The following is a 17,455-nucleotide window of genomic DNA, read 5'->3' as shown; positions in this document are numbered from 1 at the left end:
GTCTTTCGTCCGCTGTATTTCTTAATTAAAATATACCTATGATTCAATCCATGACCGGTTTCGGGAAGCATGTGATACAACTGCCCACGAAAAAAATCACCATCGAGCTAAAATCGCTCAATAGCAAGAGCTTGGATTTGAATGCCCGAATGCCTTCTGCCTATCGTGAAAAGGAATTGGAACTCCGAAAGCTTATTGCCTATGAATTGACCCGGGGAAAAGTTGATTTTGGACTTTATATAGAATATACCGGCGATGAGACCTCCGCACAGATAAATGAAGGTGTAGTACGGCAGTATATGAAACAATTGGAGTCCATTGCCCAAGGAGAGGATGTACGTCTTATGGAAATGGCCTTGCGATTGCCAGATGCTTTAAAAACGGACAGGGATGATATAGATGAGGCTGAATATTCAGCAATTCTTGAAGCGCTAAAAAATGCCATTTCCGAAATACAGAAATTCCGTACCCAGGAAGGCCAAATATTGGAAAAGGATTTTGTGGAACGGATACATACTTTGGAATCCCTGTTGGAAGAAGTGAAGGTCATGGATCCGGAAAGGCAATCAACGATTCGGGAACGTCTTGAAAAAGCTATGACTGATTTGAGGGCGGATGTAGACGCCAATCGTTTTGAGCAGGAACTTATTTATTATTTGGAGAAATATGATATTACCGAAGAGAAAGTTCGGCTTGCCAATCATTTGAGCTACTTCTCCAAAACATTGGGGTCTAAGGATTCCAACGGGAAGAAACTAGGCTTTATTTGTCAAGAAATCGGTCGTGAAATCAATACCATTGGCTCTAAGGCGAATTATGCCCCTATGCAACAATTGGTCGTCCAAATGAAGGATGAACTGGAAAAGATAAAGGAACAAATGTTGAACGTTTTATGACGAAAGGGGGCAAATTAATCATATTTTCAGCCCCTTCAGGGAGCGGTAAAACAACCATTGTACGTCATCTTCTGGCACAACCGGATTTAAATTTGGCCTTTTCCGTCTCGGCCACTTCAAGGCCAAGGAGAGGTAAGGAAAAGCAGGGAAAGCACTACTATTTTATGTCTGTTTCGGAATTCAAAAAGCATATCAAAAATGATGATTTTTTGGAATGGGAAGAGGTATACCGCGATAATTTTTATGGAACCTTAAAAAGCGAGGTAGAGCGGTTATGGTCCGAAGGCAAAAATGTGATTTTTGATATTGATGTAGTAGGAGGGCTAAGGATAAAGAAGAAATATCCGGAAAAAACACTTGCCGTTTTTGTAAAACCGCCCAGTGTGGACGAACTAAAGATTAGACTGAAAAAGCGAAGCACGGAAAGTGACGACAAGATCAATATGCGTATTGCAAAAGCTTCCGTAGAAATGGCCACCGCCCCACAATTTGATACAGTTATCAAGAATTACGATTTGGACAGGGCTTTGACTGAAGCGCATAATCTTGTGGCCGAATTTATCGGGAGAATACCATCATCGGAAAGTGGAGTCTAAATATCAAGAGAAATTGAAACGAATAGGCCTTTATTTCGGCACATTTAACCCTATCCATATCGGCCATCTTATTATCGCCAACCATATGGTGGAGTTTTCCGATCTGGACGAGGTTTGGTTTGTAATTACCCCAAGGAGTCCCTTTAAGACCAAACAAACGCTTTTGGATGACCACCATCGGTATCAAATGGTATTTGAGGCAGTTAAGGAATACCCCAAATTAAAACCTAGCAAAATTGAATTTGATTTACCCCAACCCAATTATACGATTGACACTTTAGTACGTTTGGATGAGAAGTATGGAGACGGCAACATATTTTCCTTGTTAATGGGCGAGGACAATCTCAAGGGATTTCATAAATGGAAAAATTATGAAGCCATCTTGGAAAACTATACTCTTTATGTTTATCCAAGAATCTCAAATGGAGCAGTGGAGAATCGATTTAAGGAACACCCAAAAATCCATCATATAGATGCTCCTGTAATGGAAATCTCTTCAACCTTCATCCGTAAAAGCCATAATATGGGGAAGAATGTACGTCCGCTACTCCCGGAAACGGTTTGGGTGTATATGGACGAAATGAATTTTTATAGATAACCTTAAATCTTAATTGTTTATATCAAAAAGTGTAACCTCATACGTGAAGTCACTCATTTCTCCATTAAGATTAACATCTTCTAGAGTTACAGTATAGGAAATGTCTTCCGTACCATTTGTATTTACCGCTTCGGGGACCCAGACAATTGTACGATCTCCAAAGGCGTTATCCAATTCTTCCAAAGATAGTGCGACAGAATTTCCATCTTCATCCTCCATGGAGACCTTGGTTGCGGTAAAGTCAGCATTTCTTATAGAGAAGGACCATCGTGAATACACTAGATTATTGGGGATGTATCCTTCTGGGGGCCATGCAATAAATTCAGGTGCGTCTTCAGGAGACGTACCTGCATTACCGAGCACCCAAATAGCGTTGGCCCTTTCGGTATTCCCTATTCCAATTTCCTGTAGTCTTGGCCATAATAGCCATCTTCTATGACCTACCGGACCGTTGTTGGATCCTTGATCTCTAATATATACGTCTATGGCCGGGGCATTTCTGGCCATGGCCAGTAGCGAATTTCCGGCTCCTTCCTTACCATCATCACTGAAACACTTCCAACTATTTGGAGGTGAATGATCCAAGGTACCATTAGCATGCATCATAAGAGCCGACTTTTGGGCCTTTTCACTCTTTGTGGCATTTTCCGATATTTCATTGTTCAGTCCTACTGCTTTTCTAAAATAGGCCAAGCGCATAAAGATTTTTTCCTTTGTGCCTTCAGGCACGGAGCCTGCATTACAGGAAGGTTCATCTCCGGTCCAAGGCACATCTTCAGTGGCACTAACGGAGGCTAAATAATAATCTTCATATAGTTCCTTGGCCGCTAATCTGGCGGAGTTATCCGTATCGGACGGAGATGGCTCATTGTCGGTACCATCATCTGGAAATTGTTCATTATCTGTACCGTCATCAATGTTGGGTGAAGGCGTGTCCTTGGTACAAGATACAATTGCTAAGGCGCATAAAAGAAAAAATAAGAATGACCTGCGAAGTAATACGTGCATACTGGAAATCGTTTGGGTGTACCTCTTAAACGAAGGAATTCCCAAAAAGCACATAATTTTTCGATGAACGGAGCAAGTAAATAAACAAGGTAGAAAAAAATACTATATCAAGTAGCCGTTAAGGATACTGGATGGAAATACTTTAAAGCGGTTTGTTGAATTAGTTTAGGAAGGAAACATTTCCTATACCTTGACGCCGTTTACATGGCCATCATAAATTTCCAATAGGTTTAGCGTAGCTGCAAGCAAATCTTTGGTTTCCGATAAGAGGCTAAAATATAGCGCTGTATTTTTTGGACTGGTTTCATCAATCCTTGTTCGGGTAACCTGTTTTTCTATTTTTTTATTGATGTGGTCAAAAAGATTCTGCTTATGGACTATCAATTCTGTAAGGTTAACATATTCTTTGGTTTCAAAGATTTGGGTAACCTTGGAGAAAAGACCGCTTACGTATTGATCGGTTTCTTTCAAATCCTTTATTTGATTGAAACGCAATTTTTTATGATTGTTATTTACGTGTTTATACCCTGCCTTTGAAATGTATTCCAAGGACTGTGTCATATCCTCCAAATAATTGAGCATGGTTATGTAAAAATTACTTGTACCTACGCTGGACTCATCCAAATTCTTTATGAAATAGAAAATATTATCCTTTAATTCTTCCACTTCCTTCTCCAATTTGGAGATACTCTTTCTGCTTTTTTTCAACCTTTCAATATCATGTTTGGCCAAACCATCTATGCAAAAGGTGTATATTTTATTGGCCCTTTTCATGGTAAGGGCAATGTTGTCCGCACTTTCTTCGATTAGCTCTTTGATAGAACTACTTTCAGCTCTTTGCAGTTTTTCCTCAATTTTATTTTCTTTTACCTTTTTAGTGTGGGAGAGGTAATTCTTTCCAATGAGCAAAAATGCGGTAATAAGTAAGATTACTATGGCCACAATTCCTCCTAAATGGATGAGGTAAGCTATTAGTGCCGCGGCAGTAAAGGCGCTAATGGCCGTAAAGAACCATCCGCCTATTACATTAAGTACACCGGCAACACGATAGACCGCGCTCTCCGGTCCCCAAGCCCTATCGGCCAGCGAGGTGCCCATCGCAACCATAAAGGTAACATAGGTAGTGGACAAGGGTAGTTTCATAGAAGTAGCAATGGATATCAATACACTTGCTACCATAAGGTTTACGGAGGCCCTGACCAAATCGAAGGCAGGAAGATCCTGGGTCCTGATTTTGGGTACATATACATAAGGTTTCTCAAACCTTTTGTCTATTTTGGCCCTAAGGGAAATCGGAAAAATACCCGAAAAGTTTTCCGTGGCTTTAATGGAGTATTTCACAATTTGTCTGGAAAGAAAATTAGGCTGAAAGCGTTCTTCTCCTTCGTCCTGTCTAGAAAGGTCAACACTTGTTTTTACAACATTTTTTGCCTTGGAAGAAAACCAAAGGGTAATGACCATAATAACTCCTGAAAGTAACAGAAGCAACGTAGGTGTCCTCACGGCCTGCGATAGACTCTCCATGGTATATTGTTCCGCAAGTGTACCAGAATTGCTCCAACTGGTGTAAGATTCAAGTGCGGCCAGGGGAACTCCAATAAAATTTACCAAATCGTTTCCTGCAAAAGCCATAGCCAAGGCGAAGGTGCCAAGAACGATGATCAGAGTATAAATATTGAGTTTAAAAAATGAGGTAACCAACCACGATACAAACGCCCAAAGAACAAAATTCTCTAGAAGAAAGAGTATAGGATTGGAGGCTATATGTTCAAGAATAACGGGACTAAAAATATCCGCACTTTTTAATCCTTTTACTAGTATGAAGTAGACTATAGATGTTATGGCCAATCCACCAAAAATGGCCCCGATCCATTTGGGTCTTTCCTGAAATTTAAATGAAATGAACAATCGCGAAACAAATTGGATAAGGGCCCCAACAGAGAAAGCAACCACCACCGAAAGTAGGATGCCCAAAATAATCTCGGTCGCTTTTTCAGTATTGATATAGGTGCTCAAATCCACAAAACCACCACCTGCTGCCGTAATTTTTATCAATGAAATAGCTACTGCCGCACCTAGTAATTCAAACACAATGGATACTGTTGTAGAAGTTGGCATACCCAAGGTGTTGAAAAAATCCAACAACAGAATATCCGTGATCATTACGGCCATGAATATGATCATAATCTCTGCGAAGACAAATTCTTCGGGATTAAATATTCCTTTTCTGGCCACTTCCATCATACCGCTTGAGGACATGGCTCCAAAAGCGATACCAATACTGGCAACGATCATTATGGTCCTAAAGGAAATGGCTTTGGAACCTATTGCGGAGTTTAGAAAGTTTACGGCATCATTGCTGACACCTACCACCAAATCCGTGATGGCAAGCACCGCAAGAGCGATAATCATGAAAAGGTAAATGTTTTCGCCCATTAACATCAAATAAGCACAAAAATGACATTATAATTTGTTAAGTAAGTTAAAATAAAGTTATGAAAGTTGTTTGCGAGATTTCTGAGTGAAGTGCAGGAAAATGGTTCAATAATATTCTCCTATAGCGGTGGAAGAGTTTTTATTTCGAAAGTTTGATGGACAATTGGCTGGACTCTCCTTTTTTATTACTGTTTTTAACGAAAGTAAAGAAATAAAATGGTCAGAGTTTTAGGAAAGATGAAAGGTCAACGTGCAATAGTGATTCACCATAAAACCTAGAATGTAAATTTAATGTTAATAAATTGTTTCGTAAATGTATAACCAAAAGCTTTGCAGAATGAGTATCGCGGAGCAATTGAAGTTGCACAATACTATTATCGCAAGTTTTTAATGATAAAATATGGGGGCGAGACCGTGAACCTGATGACTGATATACTTAAAGTGCAATTACAGGGACACCTTAAAAAAGGGGGTTAATCCTGACTATTTTTGGGCTGTTTTTTCCATTGATGCAATTGAACCATATGGCATGGACTCGCTATTAGAAACTATTACTGTCTCTGGATCAATGGTTTTAGAACTTAATCCTCTTTGTATTTGAAGTACGCCATTGGGTTTTGCCTCTATAGGAATTTCTAAAGTATCATAGCCCAAAAAACTGATGACCAATATATAATTCTCGGGATCCACATCGTCAATTTCAAAATTGCCATGAAAATTGGTATGTGTTTTCCATTCGGTATTTTTTAGCATAACGTCTGCAAATAGCATAGGTTCACCGCTAAGTTCATTGTCCAAAACCCTCCCGGATATGGAGCTGGTTTCCTGAGCCAATAGTATCGCGGAAAAAAGAAAGGGGATAATTAGAACTATTTTTTGTACCATGTTTTGATAACGTTGTTTTCTTTAGGCAAAGAAAACGTAACTAGTTTAATATAACGTTATGGGCATATTATCAATAGGCCTTTTTAAGGTTAACTAAATGTTAGCCGTCCGTGGACAATCCGTAATATGGAATATAGGTAAACACTGAAAAGATGTATCTTGCGCCACAAATTGATTGGCATGGATTGGGAACGGTTACTTTCCTTAAAACGATATGGTGATACCGGTAAAAGATTACGTAAGGAGCAGGATGAGACCCGATTGGGATTTGAAGTGGATTACGATCGGATTATTTTTTCTTCCGCTTTTCGCAGTTTACAGGATAAGACCCAGGTTATTCCCTTGTCCAAGACCGATTTTGTCCATACCCGTTTAACACATAGTTTGGAAGTGTCCGTTGTGGGCCGCAGTTTGGGTAGGATAGCCGGGAAACGAATACTGGAAAAACATCCTCACCTGAGCGAAGTTCATGGATATACGTTCAACGATTTTGGAGCCATTGTGGCAGCTGCCGCCTTGGCTCATGATATAGGGAATCCTCCTTTTGGGCATAGTGGGGAAAAAGCGATTGGAGAGTATTTTAAAAATGGCAACGGCAAAAAATACCATTCAGTACTTTTTGAAAAAGAGTATCAGGATTTGATTGATTTTGAAGGAAATGCTAATGGATTCAAGCTATTAACCGAATCCAAAGAAGGTGTTGAAGGAGGGCTGCGTCTGAGCTATGCGGTGTTAGGAGCTTTTATGAAATATCCAAAGGAATCGCTTCCAAAGAAACCTACCAAACACATTGCGGACAAGAAATTTGGGTTTTTTCAGTCCGAAAAGGAATTTTTTGAAGAAGTTGCCCGGGAATTGGGTCTGCCATCCACTACCGCTGGGGAGGGCATTTCTTTTTCGAGACATCCCTTAGCCTATCTCATGGAAGCGGCGGATGACATTTGTTATACCATAATAGACTTTGAGGATGGAATAAATCTTGGTCTTATTTCCGAGGAATTTGCTTTGGAATATTTGATAAAGTTGGTGAAAGATACCATAAGTACTAAGAAGTATAATGGTTTGCGATACAAGGAGGACAGGCTAAGCTATCTACGGGCATTGGCCATCAATACCTTAATACGGGATGCCATCGAGGTTTTCGTTGAGAACGAAGAGAAAATACTTAATGGTACATTTGAGACTTCCTTATTGGACAAAAGCAAATACAAAGCTCAAATTGCCGATATTATCTCGTTAAGCGTCCATAAAGTATATCGTTCCCAAGAGGTGGTGGAAAAGGAAATAGCCGGTTATAGGATTATTTCTGATATTCTGGACGTTTATACCGGCGCACTAGTTCGGGAAAAGGAGGGCAAGTTTTCCAATTACGATAGATTGATGATACAAACCCTACCGGAGTTTTATCAACAGACGGAAACATCCATATACAAAATATTATTGAATACCTCTTGTTATGTGGCCAGTCTTTCAGATGGATCTGCCGTTCATATACACAATAAGATTATGGGGAAACAACTTTAAAAATCATAAGAGACCCCTACACCCAACAACTGTTTAAACTGTATCCTTGGTTCTCCTGGATCAATTACGACACCATCGGCATTTACCTGCTCGTCAAATAAAATATCATCGTCATAAATCAAATGGGTGCCAATAGTAGTAACAATATATTCGTTTACCTTAAGATTAAAGTTGAGCTCCCAGTCCACATCTACATTACCAAATCTGCGTAAATAGTCTGTATACAAGTTTAGCCTATGTTTGAGCCCCATATTTTTAAAGACCTGGGTTTCCCAAGTATGGTTGACCAGAAAACCAAACTCCAAAAAAACATTTTCACCTTGTTGTATGATGTTTCCATCAGCATCAAAAATGGCCTTTTGTACCCCAAAAGCTCCTCTATCCGCTAAATCTTGATCTAACACAAAAGTGGCCTTCTGCGTCACGGGCGAGATGTATAGATTAAACCTTTGATCCTTGGTTATATACGAGGTTCCCGCTCCCAAAAACGAATACCCAGGAGCCATAAACCGAGATATGGGTGTATCCCGGTTTGGATATTTATATCCATTGGAAAATTGGGTGTTAAAATTAGCCTTTACGGAATAATACCAATTACTGATGGTATCCCTTTGATAGCCAAATGTGGAGCTAAATCGGATGAGGTCGTCCGTTTTTCGTATTTGCTGACCTTCCTGTACATTTATTCCATATCTAAATCGGAGTTCATTGTCCCACTGTATATATCTAAATTTATAATTTCGGGCGAAACTGGCATTGCCTAAGGCGGATACGGAATTGTCTCCCCCGGCATTCCAATTCACAAAGGCGACTTCGCTTAGGTTCAGCCCAAGTTTATTCAATCTGGTCCAAAATGAAGGTACACGAAATTTCTTTGGTTTTTCCATAAGGGCCTTTGTTTTTTTAAATGACACCTCCGGAATGGTCAGATTTACACCTCTGGGTATATTTTTCACCTTTTCTTGGATACGGCGAACTACAATGGTATCAACTACGGTTGTATCCACCGCCATGCTATCTAATTGTGTGCCAAGGGGTACAGGATTTTGGGCCAGTAACAATCCAGTAGCGAAAACAAAGGACAAAAGAAAAAAGGATAAATTACGTTGGTTTTTGTTACGCATCAAAAATTCTATTTAAAAGATTTCTAAGGGAAGTAGCGTCTATTTCTGCCAGTTGATGGAGTTCATCCACTGTACCGTGCTCTAAAAAAGCATCATCTATTCCGAGCATATGAATTTGGTTGGAATACCCCATTTCATTGGTCAGTTCCAGTATTGCACTACCGAATCCTCCTGCTTTGCAAGCATCTTCGATAGTTATAATATACTCGTAATTTTGAAAGATGTGTTCTAGACGGTTTGTATCCAAAGGTTTTATGAAACGCATATCATAATGCCCTATTTGTTGGTTGTTATCGTTTTCATCAATAACCTTGCCAACCCTGTTTCCTATGGTGCCCAATGAAAGTATCGCGATTTTACTTCCTTTTTTTAATTCTTGTGAAGATCCGATAGCTATTTCTTCAAAGGGTCGCTTCCAATCCAAGGTAGTCCCTTGACCCCTGGGATAACGTATAGCAATAGGATTAGGCAACCCCAATTGTGCCGTATACATAATATTGCGCAGTTCCATTTCATTCATGGGCGCAAAAATAATCAGGTTGGGAATGCATCGCAAGTATGCCAGGTCAAAAACACCATGGTGTGTTGCACCATCCTCACCAACAATACCTGCACGATCCAAGCAGAATATTACAGGGAGATTCTGCAAAGCTACATCATGTATAACCTGATCATAGGCGCGTTGAAGAAAAGTAGAGTAAATATTGCAAAATGGAATTGTACCCTCTTTGGCCATCCCGGCCGCCATAGTTACGGCATGTTGTTCGGCGATGCCTACATCAAAGGCCCTGTCCGGAATTTGCTCCATCATGTATTTTAAAGAACTACCTGTTGGCATGGCCGGGGTAATTCCTACAATCTTTGGATTTTGCTTAGCAAGTTCAACCAAAGTATGTCCAAAAACGTCTTGATATTTAGGAACTTCGGTTTCGACCGATTTTATATGTATTTCTCCCGTGGATTTGTCAAATTTCCCAGGAGCATGATAAGCTACCTGATTCTCTTCCGCCTTTTGCAACCCTTTTCCCTTTGTTGTGATAATATGTAATAACTTAGGCCCTGTACGCGCTTTTAAGCGCTTTAATTCCGATATCAAATTTGGTAAATCATTACCGTCAACTGGACCTGAGTAATCAAAATTGAGACATTCAAAAATGTTTTCGTCCTTGGCCGTGCCCCTTTTTACATTGGTCAAATACTTTTTTAGGGCACCAACACTAGGATCTATTCCAATAGCGTTGTCATTCAGGATAATAAGCATATCGACATCGGTAACGCCTGCATGATTCAATCCTTCAAAAGCCATTCCACTGGCAATGGAAGCATCCCCAATTACTGCGATATGCCTTCTATCTGTTTCACCTTTTAACTTAGAAGCTAAGGCCATACCTAAAATGGCCGAAATGGAGGTAGAACTATGTCCCGTTCCAAAAGCATCATATTCGCTTTCGTCAATTTTAGGAAACCCGCTGATGCCGCCCAATTGTCTATTGGTATCAAAAAGTTCTTTTCGCCCCGTTAAAATTTTATGCCCGTAAGCCTGATGTCCTACATCCCAAACGAGCCTATCTTTTGGAGTATCAAAAATATAATGGAGGGCGATGGTAAGTTCCACAACACCCAAGCTCGCGCCTAAATGCCCTTCCTTTGTTGATACGATGTCTATTATAAATTCCCTTAATTCCTGTGCAAGTTGAGGCAATGTGCCCAAGGGAATCTTGCGCAGGTCTTCTGGAGAATTTATTTGGGAAAGGATTTTCATTTTCGGGGACAAATGTACGGCAAAATGACTGTGTGTTTCTTCACAATTTGACTCAAAATTGTACATTTGGTTTTATGGTTTTACCTTTTGACGATGCCTATTTCATGAAAAAGGCCCTTGAAGAGGCCAACTTGGCTTTTGAAAAGGGCGAGGTCCCTATAGGAGCCGTTATTGTAACCCAGGACAGGATTATTGCACGCGCCCACAATCTGACCGAACAATTGAACGATGTTACGGCCCATGCCGAGATGCAAGCAATAACCTCGGCGGCCAATTTTTTGGGAGGCAAGTATTTAAACAATTGCGTGCTCTATGTAACCTTGGAGCCCTGTCAAATGTGCGCGGGGGCCTTGTATTGGAGCCAGATTTCTAAAATTGTATTCGCTGCCAAGGATCCCAAAAGGGGATTCAAGGCAATGGGGGCAAAATTACACCCAAAAACTGAAGTCCTTGGAGGTCTTTTGGAAAATGAAGCTTCCGTTCTTTTGAAACGGTTTTTTATTCAAAAAAGGAATTTAAACTGAAGGGGAGGTACGAAAAACCCCGGTATTTTACCAGGGTCGAAATTCTGTTCAATAATACAATACTTATCCTAGCACTTGTACTTGTGCGGCTACCATACCCTTTCTGCCTTCTTCCTCTACGTATTCTACTTTGTCGCCTTCGTTTAGCTCAACTCCGTTCAATGCCGTGGCATGAACAAAGATGTCTTTTCCCGTCTCATCGTTCGTAATGAACCCATATCCTTTGGAGTCATTAAAAAATTTTACTGTACCGGTCATTCAATTATAATTATTTGTGAAAAAATGTTTGTCTCACTAAGGTATAATTTTTTGGCCAAAATCGACTTAATTTACCGGCCAAATATGCTTAAAGTCATTGGTTTTCAGACTTTTCCCTTTCTTTTTTACGCATTTTTCGAATGTTTTCCTCATTCAGCATATAATCTTTCATCTTTTTCCCTTTACTCTCCTTTATTAAAAAAAGGGGCATTGCAACAAGAAAAAGGCCAACGGTTCCGAAACCAATGAATTTGTGGGCCAATTGAAGTTCTTCCTCTTGGATGGAAAACCCATAAAAGATTGAAATAAACGAGGCAATGGTAATAAGGGCGATAACATATTTCATATACCCAAAATTATCAAAAAGAGCATAAACCAGAGCTACAATGTTTTATCCATTATTTTGTGAAGTTGATCAACTCTCGACGGTATGCGGTCAATAGCTTCGATTTGGACACGAAACCAAAGTATTTACCATCTTTGATTACGGGAAGATTCCAGGCCCCACTATCCTGAAATTTTCGCATTACCTTTTGCATGGTGTCCTCTCCATAAAAGATATGTTCGGGAGGATTTCGCATAAAGTTCTTGACCGTCGTCGTATCGTACATTGAGGTATCGAACATAAATTCCCGGATATCGTCCAGTAGTACAATGCCGGCCAAGGCCTTTTTTTCATCTACTACGGGAAAAATGTTGCGGGTGGATTTTGACACCGATTGGTGAAGCATATCACCAAGGTTCATTTCAGGGGATACCGATTTAAAATTTTTCTCAATAACATCATCCAGTTGCATCAAGGTCAAAACTGCTTGATCCTTGTTATGGGTCAATAAAGCGCCTTGTTGCGCCAGTTCCCTAGTATAAATAGAATAATCGGTGGCATTCTTGGTAATTAGATATGAAATGGAGGCGGTAATCATAAGAGGAACAAAAAGAGCGTAACCCCCGGTGATTTCAGCGATTAGAAATATCGCAGTCAATGGCGCGTGCAATACCCCCGCTATAAGACCGGCCATACCGATCAATGTAAAATTACTTTCCGAGACAGCGAAACCCAGCCCGGAATGGTTTATCACTTTTGCCACAACATTGCCCAAGGCACTGCCCATAACCATGGTAGGAATAAATATTCCCCCGGCACCACCTGCCGCCAAAGTGGTTGTCATGGCTACCGCCTTAAAAATGGTGATACCAAAGAGCAGGGCAATAACCACCCAAATATTATCAATATAAGCATCAAAAGGAGTTCTGCCCAGTGCGACCGCATGTTCGCCATCCAAAAGGCTATTTATAAACCCAAAACCTTCCCCATATAGGGGAGGAATAAAGTACAACATTATGCCTATGGCCAAACCTCCAATAAGCAGTTTGTACTTTGGACTCTTAAACGGCCTGAAAAGTTTCTGAATGCCAAAGTACATTTTGGTGAAATAAATAGAGGCAAAGGCGGTGCCAACTCCCAATATTACATAAAACAAGGTGTCCTTCACTTCAAAATCTTGGGTAATCGTAAAATTAAAAAGGGCCTCATTGCCCAAAAAGAAGTATGAAGTGAGCACACCCGATATGGAGGCCAGTAAAAGTGGCAATACCGACAACATGGTCAAATCCAAGCTAAATACTTCCACGGCAAAAATAATAGCGGCAATGGGAGATTGAAAAATGGACGCAATAGCCCCTGCAGAAGCACAGGCAATTAACAAGGAACGTGTTTTGGTATTAATATGGAACAAACGGCTCATATTGGAACTGATGGCGGCTCCGGACGCAACGGCCGGGCCCAAAAGTCCTACCGAACCCCCAAAACCAACAGTCAACGGGGCGGCTATCAATTGGGTATAAATATGTTTGGGCGCAATAATACCTTTCCTTTTGGATAATGAGAAAAGAATGGAAGAGACGGCATGTTGCAGTTTTTCCTTATGCACGAATTTAACGTAGAGATACACCAGCGCCAGACCGATTATGGGCAGTATAAAATACATTCCGTAATTGGAAAAAAGGATACCTCTTTCTAAGGAAGACTCTATAAAATAGGTAATGTTCTTTAGGGTAACCGAAGCCAAACCTGCCAAAAGGCCAACCACAACACTTAATATATGGATAAACGTTTTATTGGAAATGTGCTTGTATCTCCAGACCAATAAACGTTTCAAAAGATTTTTCTTTGGGTAAGGCATTGAATCTAGCCATTGACTAAGGGCAAAGGTATCCAATTTCTATTGAAGAAAACCGTAGGAAATATTTCTGGAGCAAGTCTAATACCGTAGAGAAAATTCAAACGGCTCAGCCGATAGGAGATCTCCATTTTTGATTACGCTGAATTGTAGCCTGTACATTCCTTCTGGCAAGATTTCCGTTGGAAAGGAAACCCACATGAAGCTTCCCCTGTGAAATAAATTTCTAATCGGGGGGTCTTCAACTATTGTGAAGCCCACCTCGCAGTTATTGGATAAAAACAAATTAACATCGTCGGTGTCATGGAATCTTTGGTCCAATTGCGTATAAACGGGTATTGTTATTAAAGGGTCTTCAATATTTGTAATAGTAATTTGGTAATCGTCCGGTTTATTAAAATCCGTTTCTGTCCGTAGGGAAGAATCCCAAAAGAATCCCTGAAAAAGAAGCTTTGTTTTATCCAAATCGCTACAGGATACCGTCTTTTGAAAACTAAGTGCATTTATTCTTGGTTTCGGATTAAATAGGTCAACAGTGCTAAAACTACCGTTGTAATAGTCATTAAATTGGAGCGTCAAAGATGCCTCCAACCTTTCTTCATAAACACCCGAGGAATCAAATAAGGTTTGTAAGCCAGTAAAAGCTGTAATCCATAAGGAATCCTTTGAGATAACGGTAATTTCTGTAGGAATACTGTCATTTTCCCTTTTTAAGAATAAAACTATATTATCTCCCAATTCGGTGTAGTCATCATCGGCAAATATGTTGGTAATCCATATGCTATTGGGATTTCCCTCTCGTACAAAAGTGTAATTAAAGGGGAGTGTCCTAAATTGTATTTCGGCACCCTCTTTTACAAAATCATTTACCTTAAATACGGGCTTTGCCAAATAGGTGGTTCCGCGCTCAAGATTATTGATTTCCAGTACCTTTTGATTTTCAATGGGAACCTCTAAAATACTCCAATTACCATCATTGAGCTTCTTGTACCAAATTTCCGTGACCAGATTCCCCCCGTTTGTTGTAAGATTTGAATACGAATATTGGAGTGCTATCGAGGTTGATGTGATTTCGCCAATACTGGAAGTCAATCCCTCCAGGTCTACCCTAGCCTCAGCGGGTATGGTCTCTGTACCATTATTGCTACAACCCAAAGCTAGTATGGCAAATGCTACGTATAAAACAATTTTCATTATATGACTGTAAGAGTCCTATTTTAAAAATACGCACAACTTTGTTCTAAGTATAGGTCTATTGACTATTTCTGTAGTTTCAGTCCCAACTCATCCAATTGTTCACGGTCAATAGGGGAGGGAGCATCGATCATCACATCCCTACCATTGTTGTTTTTGGGAAAGGCAATAAAATCCCTAATGGTTTCCTGTCCGCCTAAAATGGCGACCAAACGATCCAAACCAAAGGCGATACCACCATGTGGCGGGGCACCATATTGGAATGCATCCATCAAAAATCCAAATTGGGCCTGTGCCTCTTCTGGGGTAAAACCCAAATGATGGAACATGGTGGCTTGGACCTCCTTGTCATGGATACGGATAGACCCACCACCAATTTCATTGCCGTTCAAGACCAAATCATACGCATTGGCCTTTACTTTTCCTGGATCGGTATCCAAAAGGTCCAATTGTCCGGGCTTGGGTGAAGTAAATGGATGGTGCATGGCATGGTAGCGACCCGTTTCCTCATCCAGTTCCAACAATGGGAAGTCGGTTATCCATAAAGGAGCAAATTCATTGGGTTTCCTCAGCCCCAAACGTTCTGCCATTTCCATGCGTAACGCGCTTAATTGAGCCCGTGTCTCATGAATCTGGCCGGACAATACACAGATGAGATCACCGGCCTTGGCTCCAACAACTTCTGCCCAATTAGCAAGGTCATCTTGATTATAAAACTTATCAACAGATGATTTAAAGGTCCCATCCTCATTGCATTTTACGTAGACCATACCTTTTGCACCAACCTGTGGACGTTTTACCCAATCGATTAATCTATCGATTTCCTTTCTGGTATAGATGGCTGCATCTGGTATTGCTATACCACCAACAAATTCCGCAGAGTTGAATACATTGAAATCCTTATGTTGGGCTACTTCATTTAATTCTCCCAATTCCATTCCAAAACGGATGTCAGGCTTGTCGTTTCCAAAGCGCCTCATGGCTTCGTCAAAGGTCATCCTGGGAAAAGCATCTATTTCAATTCCGTTAATTTCCGTCAACAAATGTTTGGTAAGGCCCTCAAAGGTGTTAAGGATGTCTTCCTGTTCCACGAAGGCCATCTCACAATCGATTTGTGTAAATTCAGGTTGTCGGTCCGCACGTAGATCTTCGTCCCGAAAACATTTAACAATCTGAAAGTACTTGTCCATTCCACCCACCATTAATAATTGTTTAAAAGTCTGTGGTGATTGCGGAAGGGCGTAAAACTGTCCTTCGTTCATTCGGCTGGGCACCACAAAATCGCGCGCACCCTCAGGTGTTGATTTTATGAGATAAGGTGTTTCCACTTCAATGAATCCTTGCTCCGAGAGATATTTGCGTACCTCCATGGTTACCTTGCTTCTGAAGATAAGATTGTTTTTTACCTGATTTCTACGAATATCCAGATAACGATATTTCATTCGAAGATCCTCGCCACCATCGGTCTCATTTTCAATGGTAAATGGTGGTGTTTTGGATGTGTTGAGAATAGTAAGCTCATTTACCAAAACCTCTATATCCCCTGTGGGAAGGTTCGGATTTTTGGAAGCTCTTTCAATGACCTTCCCTTTGGCTTGTATCACAAATTCCCTGCCTAAACTCCTCGCCTTTTCCAATACATCATTAGAGGTACGTTCTTCATCAAACACCAATTGGGTAATGCCATAGCGGTCTCGTAAATCTACCCAGACGACAAAGCCTTTATCCCTGGTCTTCTGTACCCAGCCTGTGAGCGTGACCAAAGTGTTGCTATGGGATTTCCTTAATTCACCGCAGGTATGGCTCCTGTACATATATTCTGGTTTTGGACGGCAAAGTTAAGAAGTATCCTTCTTTAAAGACCATCGATTTTGATGGATTTTTCCAAAAAACTATAGAAAAGATTATAAACTGACAAAAGTCATAAATATCTTAAAATTAGATTATTACATTTACAATGTAAATTTAATGTTAACTAAAAGTTATGTAAACATGTATTTTTTGTAAAATAAATGTATCTTTGTGTCGTTAATATGAAGGAAATACGAATCTAAATCCCATAATACAATGAAATTATTCACAATACTACTGGCACTTACATTCACGTTGGGAATGAATGCCCAAGAAAATAAACCCACCTTTGAGAAGGAAGGTGATTTAACAAAGGCCACGTATTTTCACGATAATGGTGAGATAGCACAGACCGGTTATTTTTTAGAAGGAAAACTGCACGGACAGTGGACAATGTTCGATGAAGCCGGTAAAAAGATAGCAAAGGGGAAGTATGAGATGGGCAAACGCTCAGGAAAATGGCTTTTCTGGGAAGGAGAATTACTTAAGGAAGTAGATTTTGCGGACAATAGGATTGCTAGCGTAGTCGAATCCAAGAACGCAAAACCCGTTGTTATAAATTGAAATAAGTTAACGTGATATAACAAAATGGCCCCGGTTTTTATCGGGGCCATTTTTA

The 17,455-nt window shown here is 40.3% G+C and carries 16 protein-coding genes; 6 read left to right on the top strand and 10 right to left on the bottom strand.

Annotation, left to right across the window (positions count from 1 at the left end; translation table 11 throughout):
* Positions 1-38 precede the first annotated feature (38 nt).
* The 3 genes from D7Z94_RS01745 to nadD are packed head-to-tail and all read left to right on the top strand — an operon-like array spanning position 39 to position 2,090.
* Complete coding sequence (locus D7Z94_RS01745) at positions 39-896, top strand: YicC/YloC family endoribonuclease (protein ID WP_120709782.1); 858 nt, start codon at positions 39-41, stop codon at positions 894-896.
* The gene (gene gmk / locus D7Z94_RS01740) at positions 893-1,492 is read left to right on the top strand and encodes a guanylate kinase (protein WP_120709781.1); all 600 of its coding nucleotides are present in this window, start codon (positions 893-895) and stop codon (positions 1,490-1,492) included. The genes D7Z94_RS01745 and gmk overlap by 4 nt, the downstream gene beginning before the upstream one ends.
* Positions 1,493-1,505: 13 nt before the next feature.
* Positions 1,506-2,090 carry a nicotinate (nicotinamide) nucleotide adenylyltransferase gene (gene nadD, locus D7Z94_RS01735; RefSeq protein WP_120710835.1) on the top strand — a complete coding sequence of 195 codons (585 nt, stop codon included), beginning with the start codon at positions 1,506-1,508 and terminating at the stop codon, positions 2,088-2,090.
* 9 nt (positions 2,091-2,099) lie between these two features.
* Here the strand turns inward: nadD and D7Z94_RS01730 are convergent, their stop codons facing one another.
* The 3 genes from D7Z94_RS01730 to D7Z94_RS01720 form a co-directional block, all read right to left on the bottom strand.
* The gene (locus D7Z94_RS01730; RefSeq protein WP_158594576.1) at positions 2,100-3,098 is read right to left on the bottom strand and encodes a CAP domain-containing protein; all 999 of its coding nucleotides are present in this window, start codon (positions 3,096-3,098) and stop codon (positions 2,100-2,102) included.
* Between the two features lie 183 nt (positions 3,099-3,281).
* The gene (locus tag D7Z94_RS01725) at positions 3,282-5,534 is read right to left on the bottom strand and encodes an inorganic phosphate transporter (protein WP_120709779.1); all 2,253 of its coding nucleotides are present in this window, start codon (positions 5,532-5,534) and stop codon (positions 3,282-3,284) included.
* 483 nt (positions 5,535-6,017) lie between these two features.
* On the bottom strand, positions 6,018-6,419 hold the full coding sequence (locus tag D7Z94_RS01720) for a carboxypeptidase-like regulatory domain-containing protein (RefSeq protein WP_120709778.1): 402 nt from the start codon (positions 6,417-6,419) through the stop codon (positions 6,018-6,020).
* 180 nt (positions 6,420-6,599) lie between these two features.
* Here D7Z94_RS01720 and dgt point away from each other — a divergent pair, with 180 nt between their 5' ends.
* Positions 6,600-7,943 (top strand): dGTP triphosphohydrolase, encoded by a 1,344-nt coding sequence (gene dgt, locus D7Z94_RS01715; protein ID WP_120709777.1) that lies wholly within the window; start codon positions 6,600-6,602, stop codon positions 7,941-7,943.
* Here the strand turns inward: dgt and D7Z94_RS01710 are convergent.
* Together D7Z94_RS01710 and D7Z94_RS01705 are read right to left on the bottom strand one after the other, a co-directional pair.
* Positions 7,940-9,067, bottom strand: coding sequence for a DUF3078 domain-containing protein (locus D7Z94_RS01710; RefSeq protein WP_120709776.1), 1,128 nt, complete (start codon positions 9,065-9,067; stop codon positions 7,940-7,942). The two genes, dgt and D7Z94_RS01710, sit on opposite strands and share 4 nt — an antisense overlap.
* Positions 9,060-10,829: a 1-deoxy-D-xylulose-5-phosphate synthase gene (locus D7Z94_RS01705; RefSeq protein WP_120709775.1), complete on the bottom strand. Its 1,770-nt coding sequence runs from the start codon at positions 10,827-10,829 to the stop codon at positions 9,060-9,062. Before D7Z94_RS01705 ends, D7Z94_RS01710 begins: the two co-directional genes overlap by 8 nt.
* A gap of 74 nt (positions 10,830-10,903) precedes the next feature.
* On the opposite strand from D7Z94_RS01705, the gene D7Z94_RS01700 reads away from it, so the two are divergent.
* Positions 10,904-11,353: a nucleoside deaminase gene (locus D7Z94_RS01700; RefSeq protein ID WP_120709774.1), complete on the top strand. Its 450-nt coding sequence runs from the start codon at positions 10,904-10,906 to the stop codon at positions 11,351-11,353.
* A gap of 63 nt (positions 11,354-11,416) precedes the next feature.
* On the opposite strand, the gene D7Z94_RS01695 is transcribed toward D7Z94_RS01700, so the two are convergent.
* The 5 genes from D7Z94_RS01695 to aspS all read right to left on the bottom strand — a co-directional run bounded on the left by D7Z94_RS01695 (position 11,417) and on the right by aspS (position 16,799).
* Positions 11,417-11,611 carry a cold-shock protein gene (locus tag D7Z94_RS01695; RefSeq protein WP_120709773.1) on the bottom strand — a complete coding sequence of 65 codons (195 nt, stop codon included), beginning with the start codon at positions 11,609-11,611 and terminating at the stop codon, positions 11,417-11,419.
* 94 nt (positions 11,612-11,705) lie between these two features.
* Positions 11,706-11,957 (bottom strand): hypothetical protein, encoded by a 252-nt coding sequence (locus D7Z94_RS01690; protein ID WP_120709772.1) that lies wholly within the window; start codon positions 11,955-11,957, stop codon positions 11,706-11,708.
* A gap of 52 nt (positions 11,958-12,009) precedes the next feature.
* Entirely contained in the window at positions 12,010-13,794 is a 1,785-nt protein-coding gene (locus D7Z94_RS01685) for a chloride channel protein (RefSeq protein ID WP_120709771.1), read from the bottom strand.
* A gap of 78 nt (positions 13,795-13,872) precedes the next feature.
* A complete protein-coding gene (locus D7Z94_RS01680) occupies positions 13,873-14,985 on the bottom strand; it encodes a hypothetical protein (RefSeq protein ID WP_120709770.1) in 1,113 nt (370 codons plus the stop codon).
* 65 nt (positions 14,986-15,050) lie between these two features.
* On the bottom strand, positions 15,051-16,799 hold the full coding sequence (aspS, locus tag D7Z94_RS01675; protein ID WP_120709769.1) for an aspartate--tRNA ligase: 1,749 nt from the start codon (positions 16,797-16,799) through the stop codon (positions 15,051-15,053).
* Positions 16,800-17,052: 253 nt separating this feature from the next.
* Between aspS and D7Z94_RS01670 the strand changes: the two genes are divergently transcribed.
* Positions 17,053-17,400, top strand: a complete 348-nt coding sequence (locus D7Z94_RS01670) for a toxin-antitoxin system YwqK family antitoxin (protein WP_120709768.1) — start codon at positions 17,053-17,055, stop codon at positions 17,398-17,400.
* Positions 17,401-17,455 lie beyond the last annotated feature (55 nt).

It is taken from the genome of Ulvibacterium marinum, assembly GCF_003626755.1.
GTDB classification, from domain to species: Bacteria; Bacteroidota; Bacteroidia; order Flavobacteriales; family Flavobacteriaceae; genus Ulvibacterium; species Ulvibacterium marinum.
The sequence above is the reverse complement of the archived record's forward strand: the minus strand, read 5'-3'. Positions and strand labels throughout refer to the sequence as shown.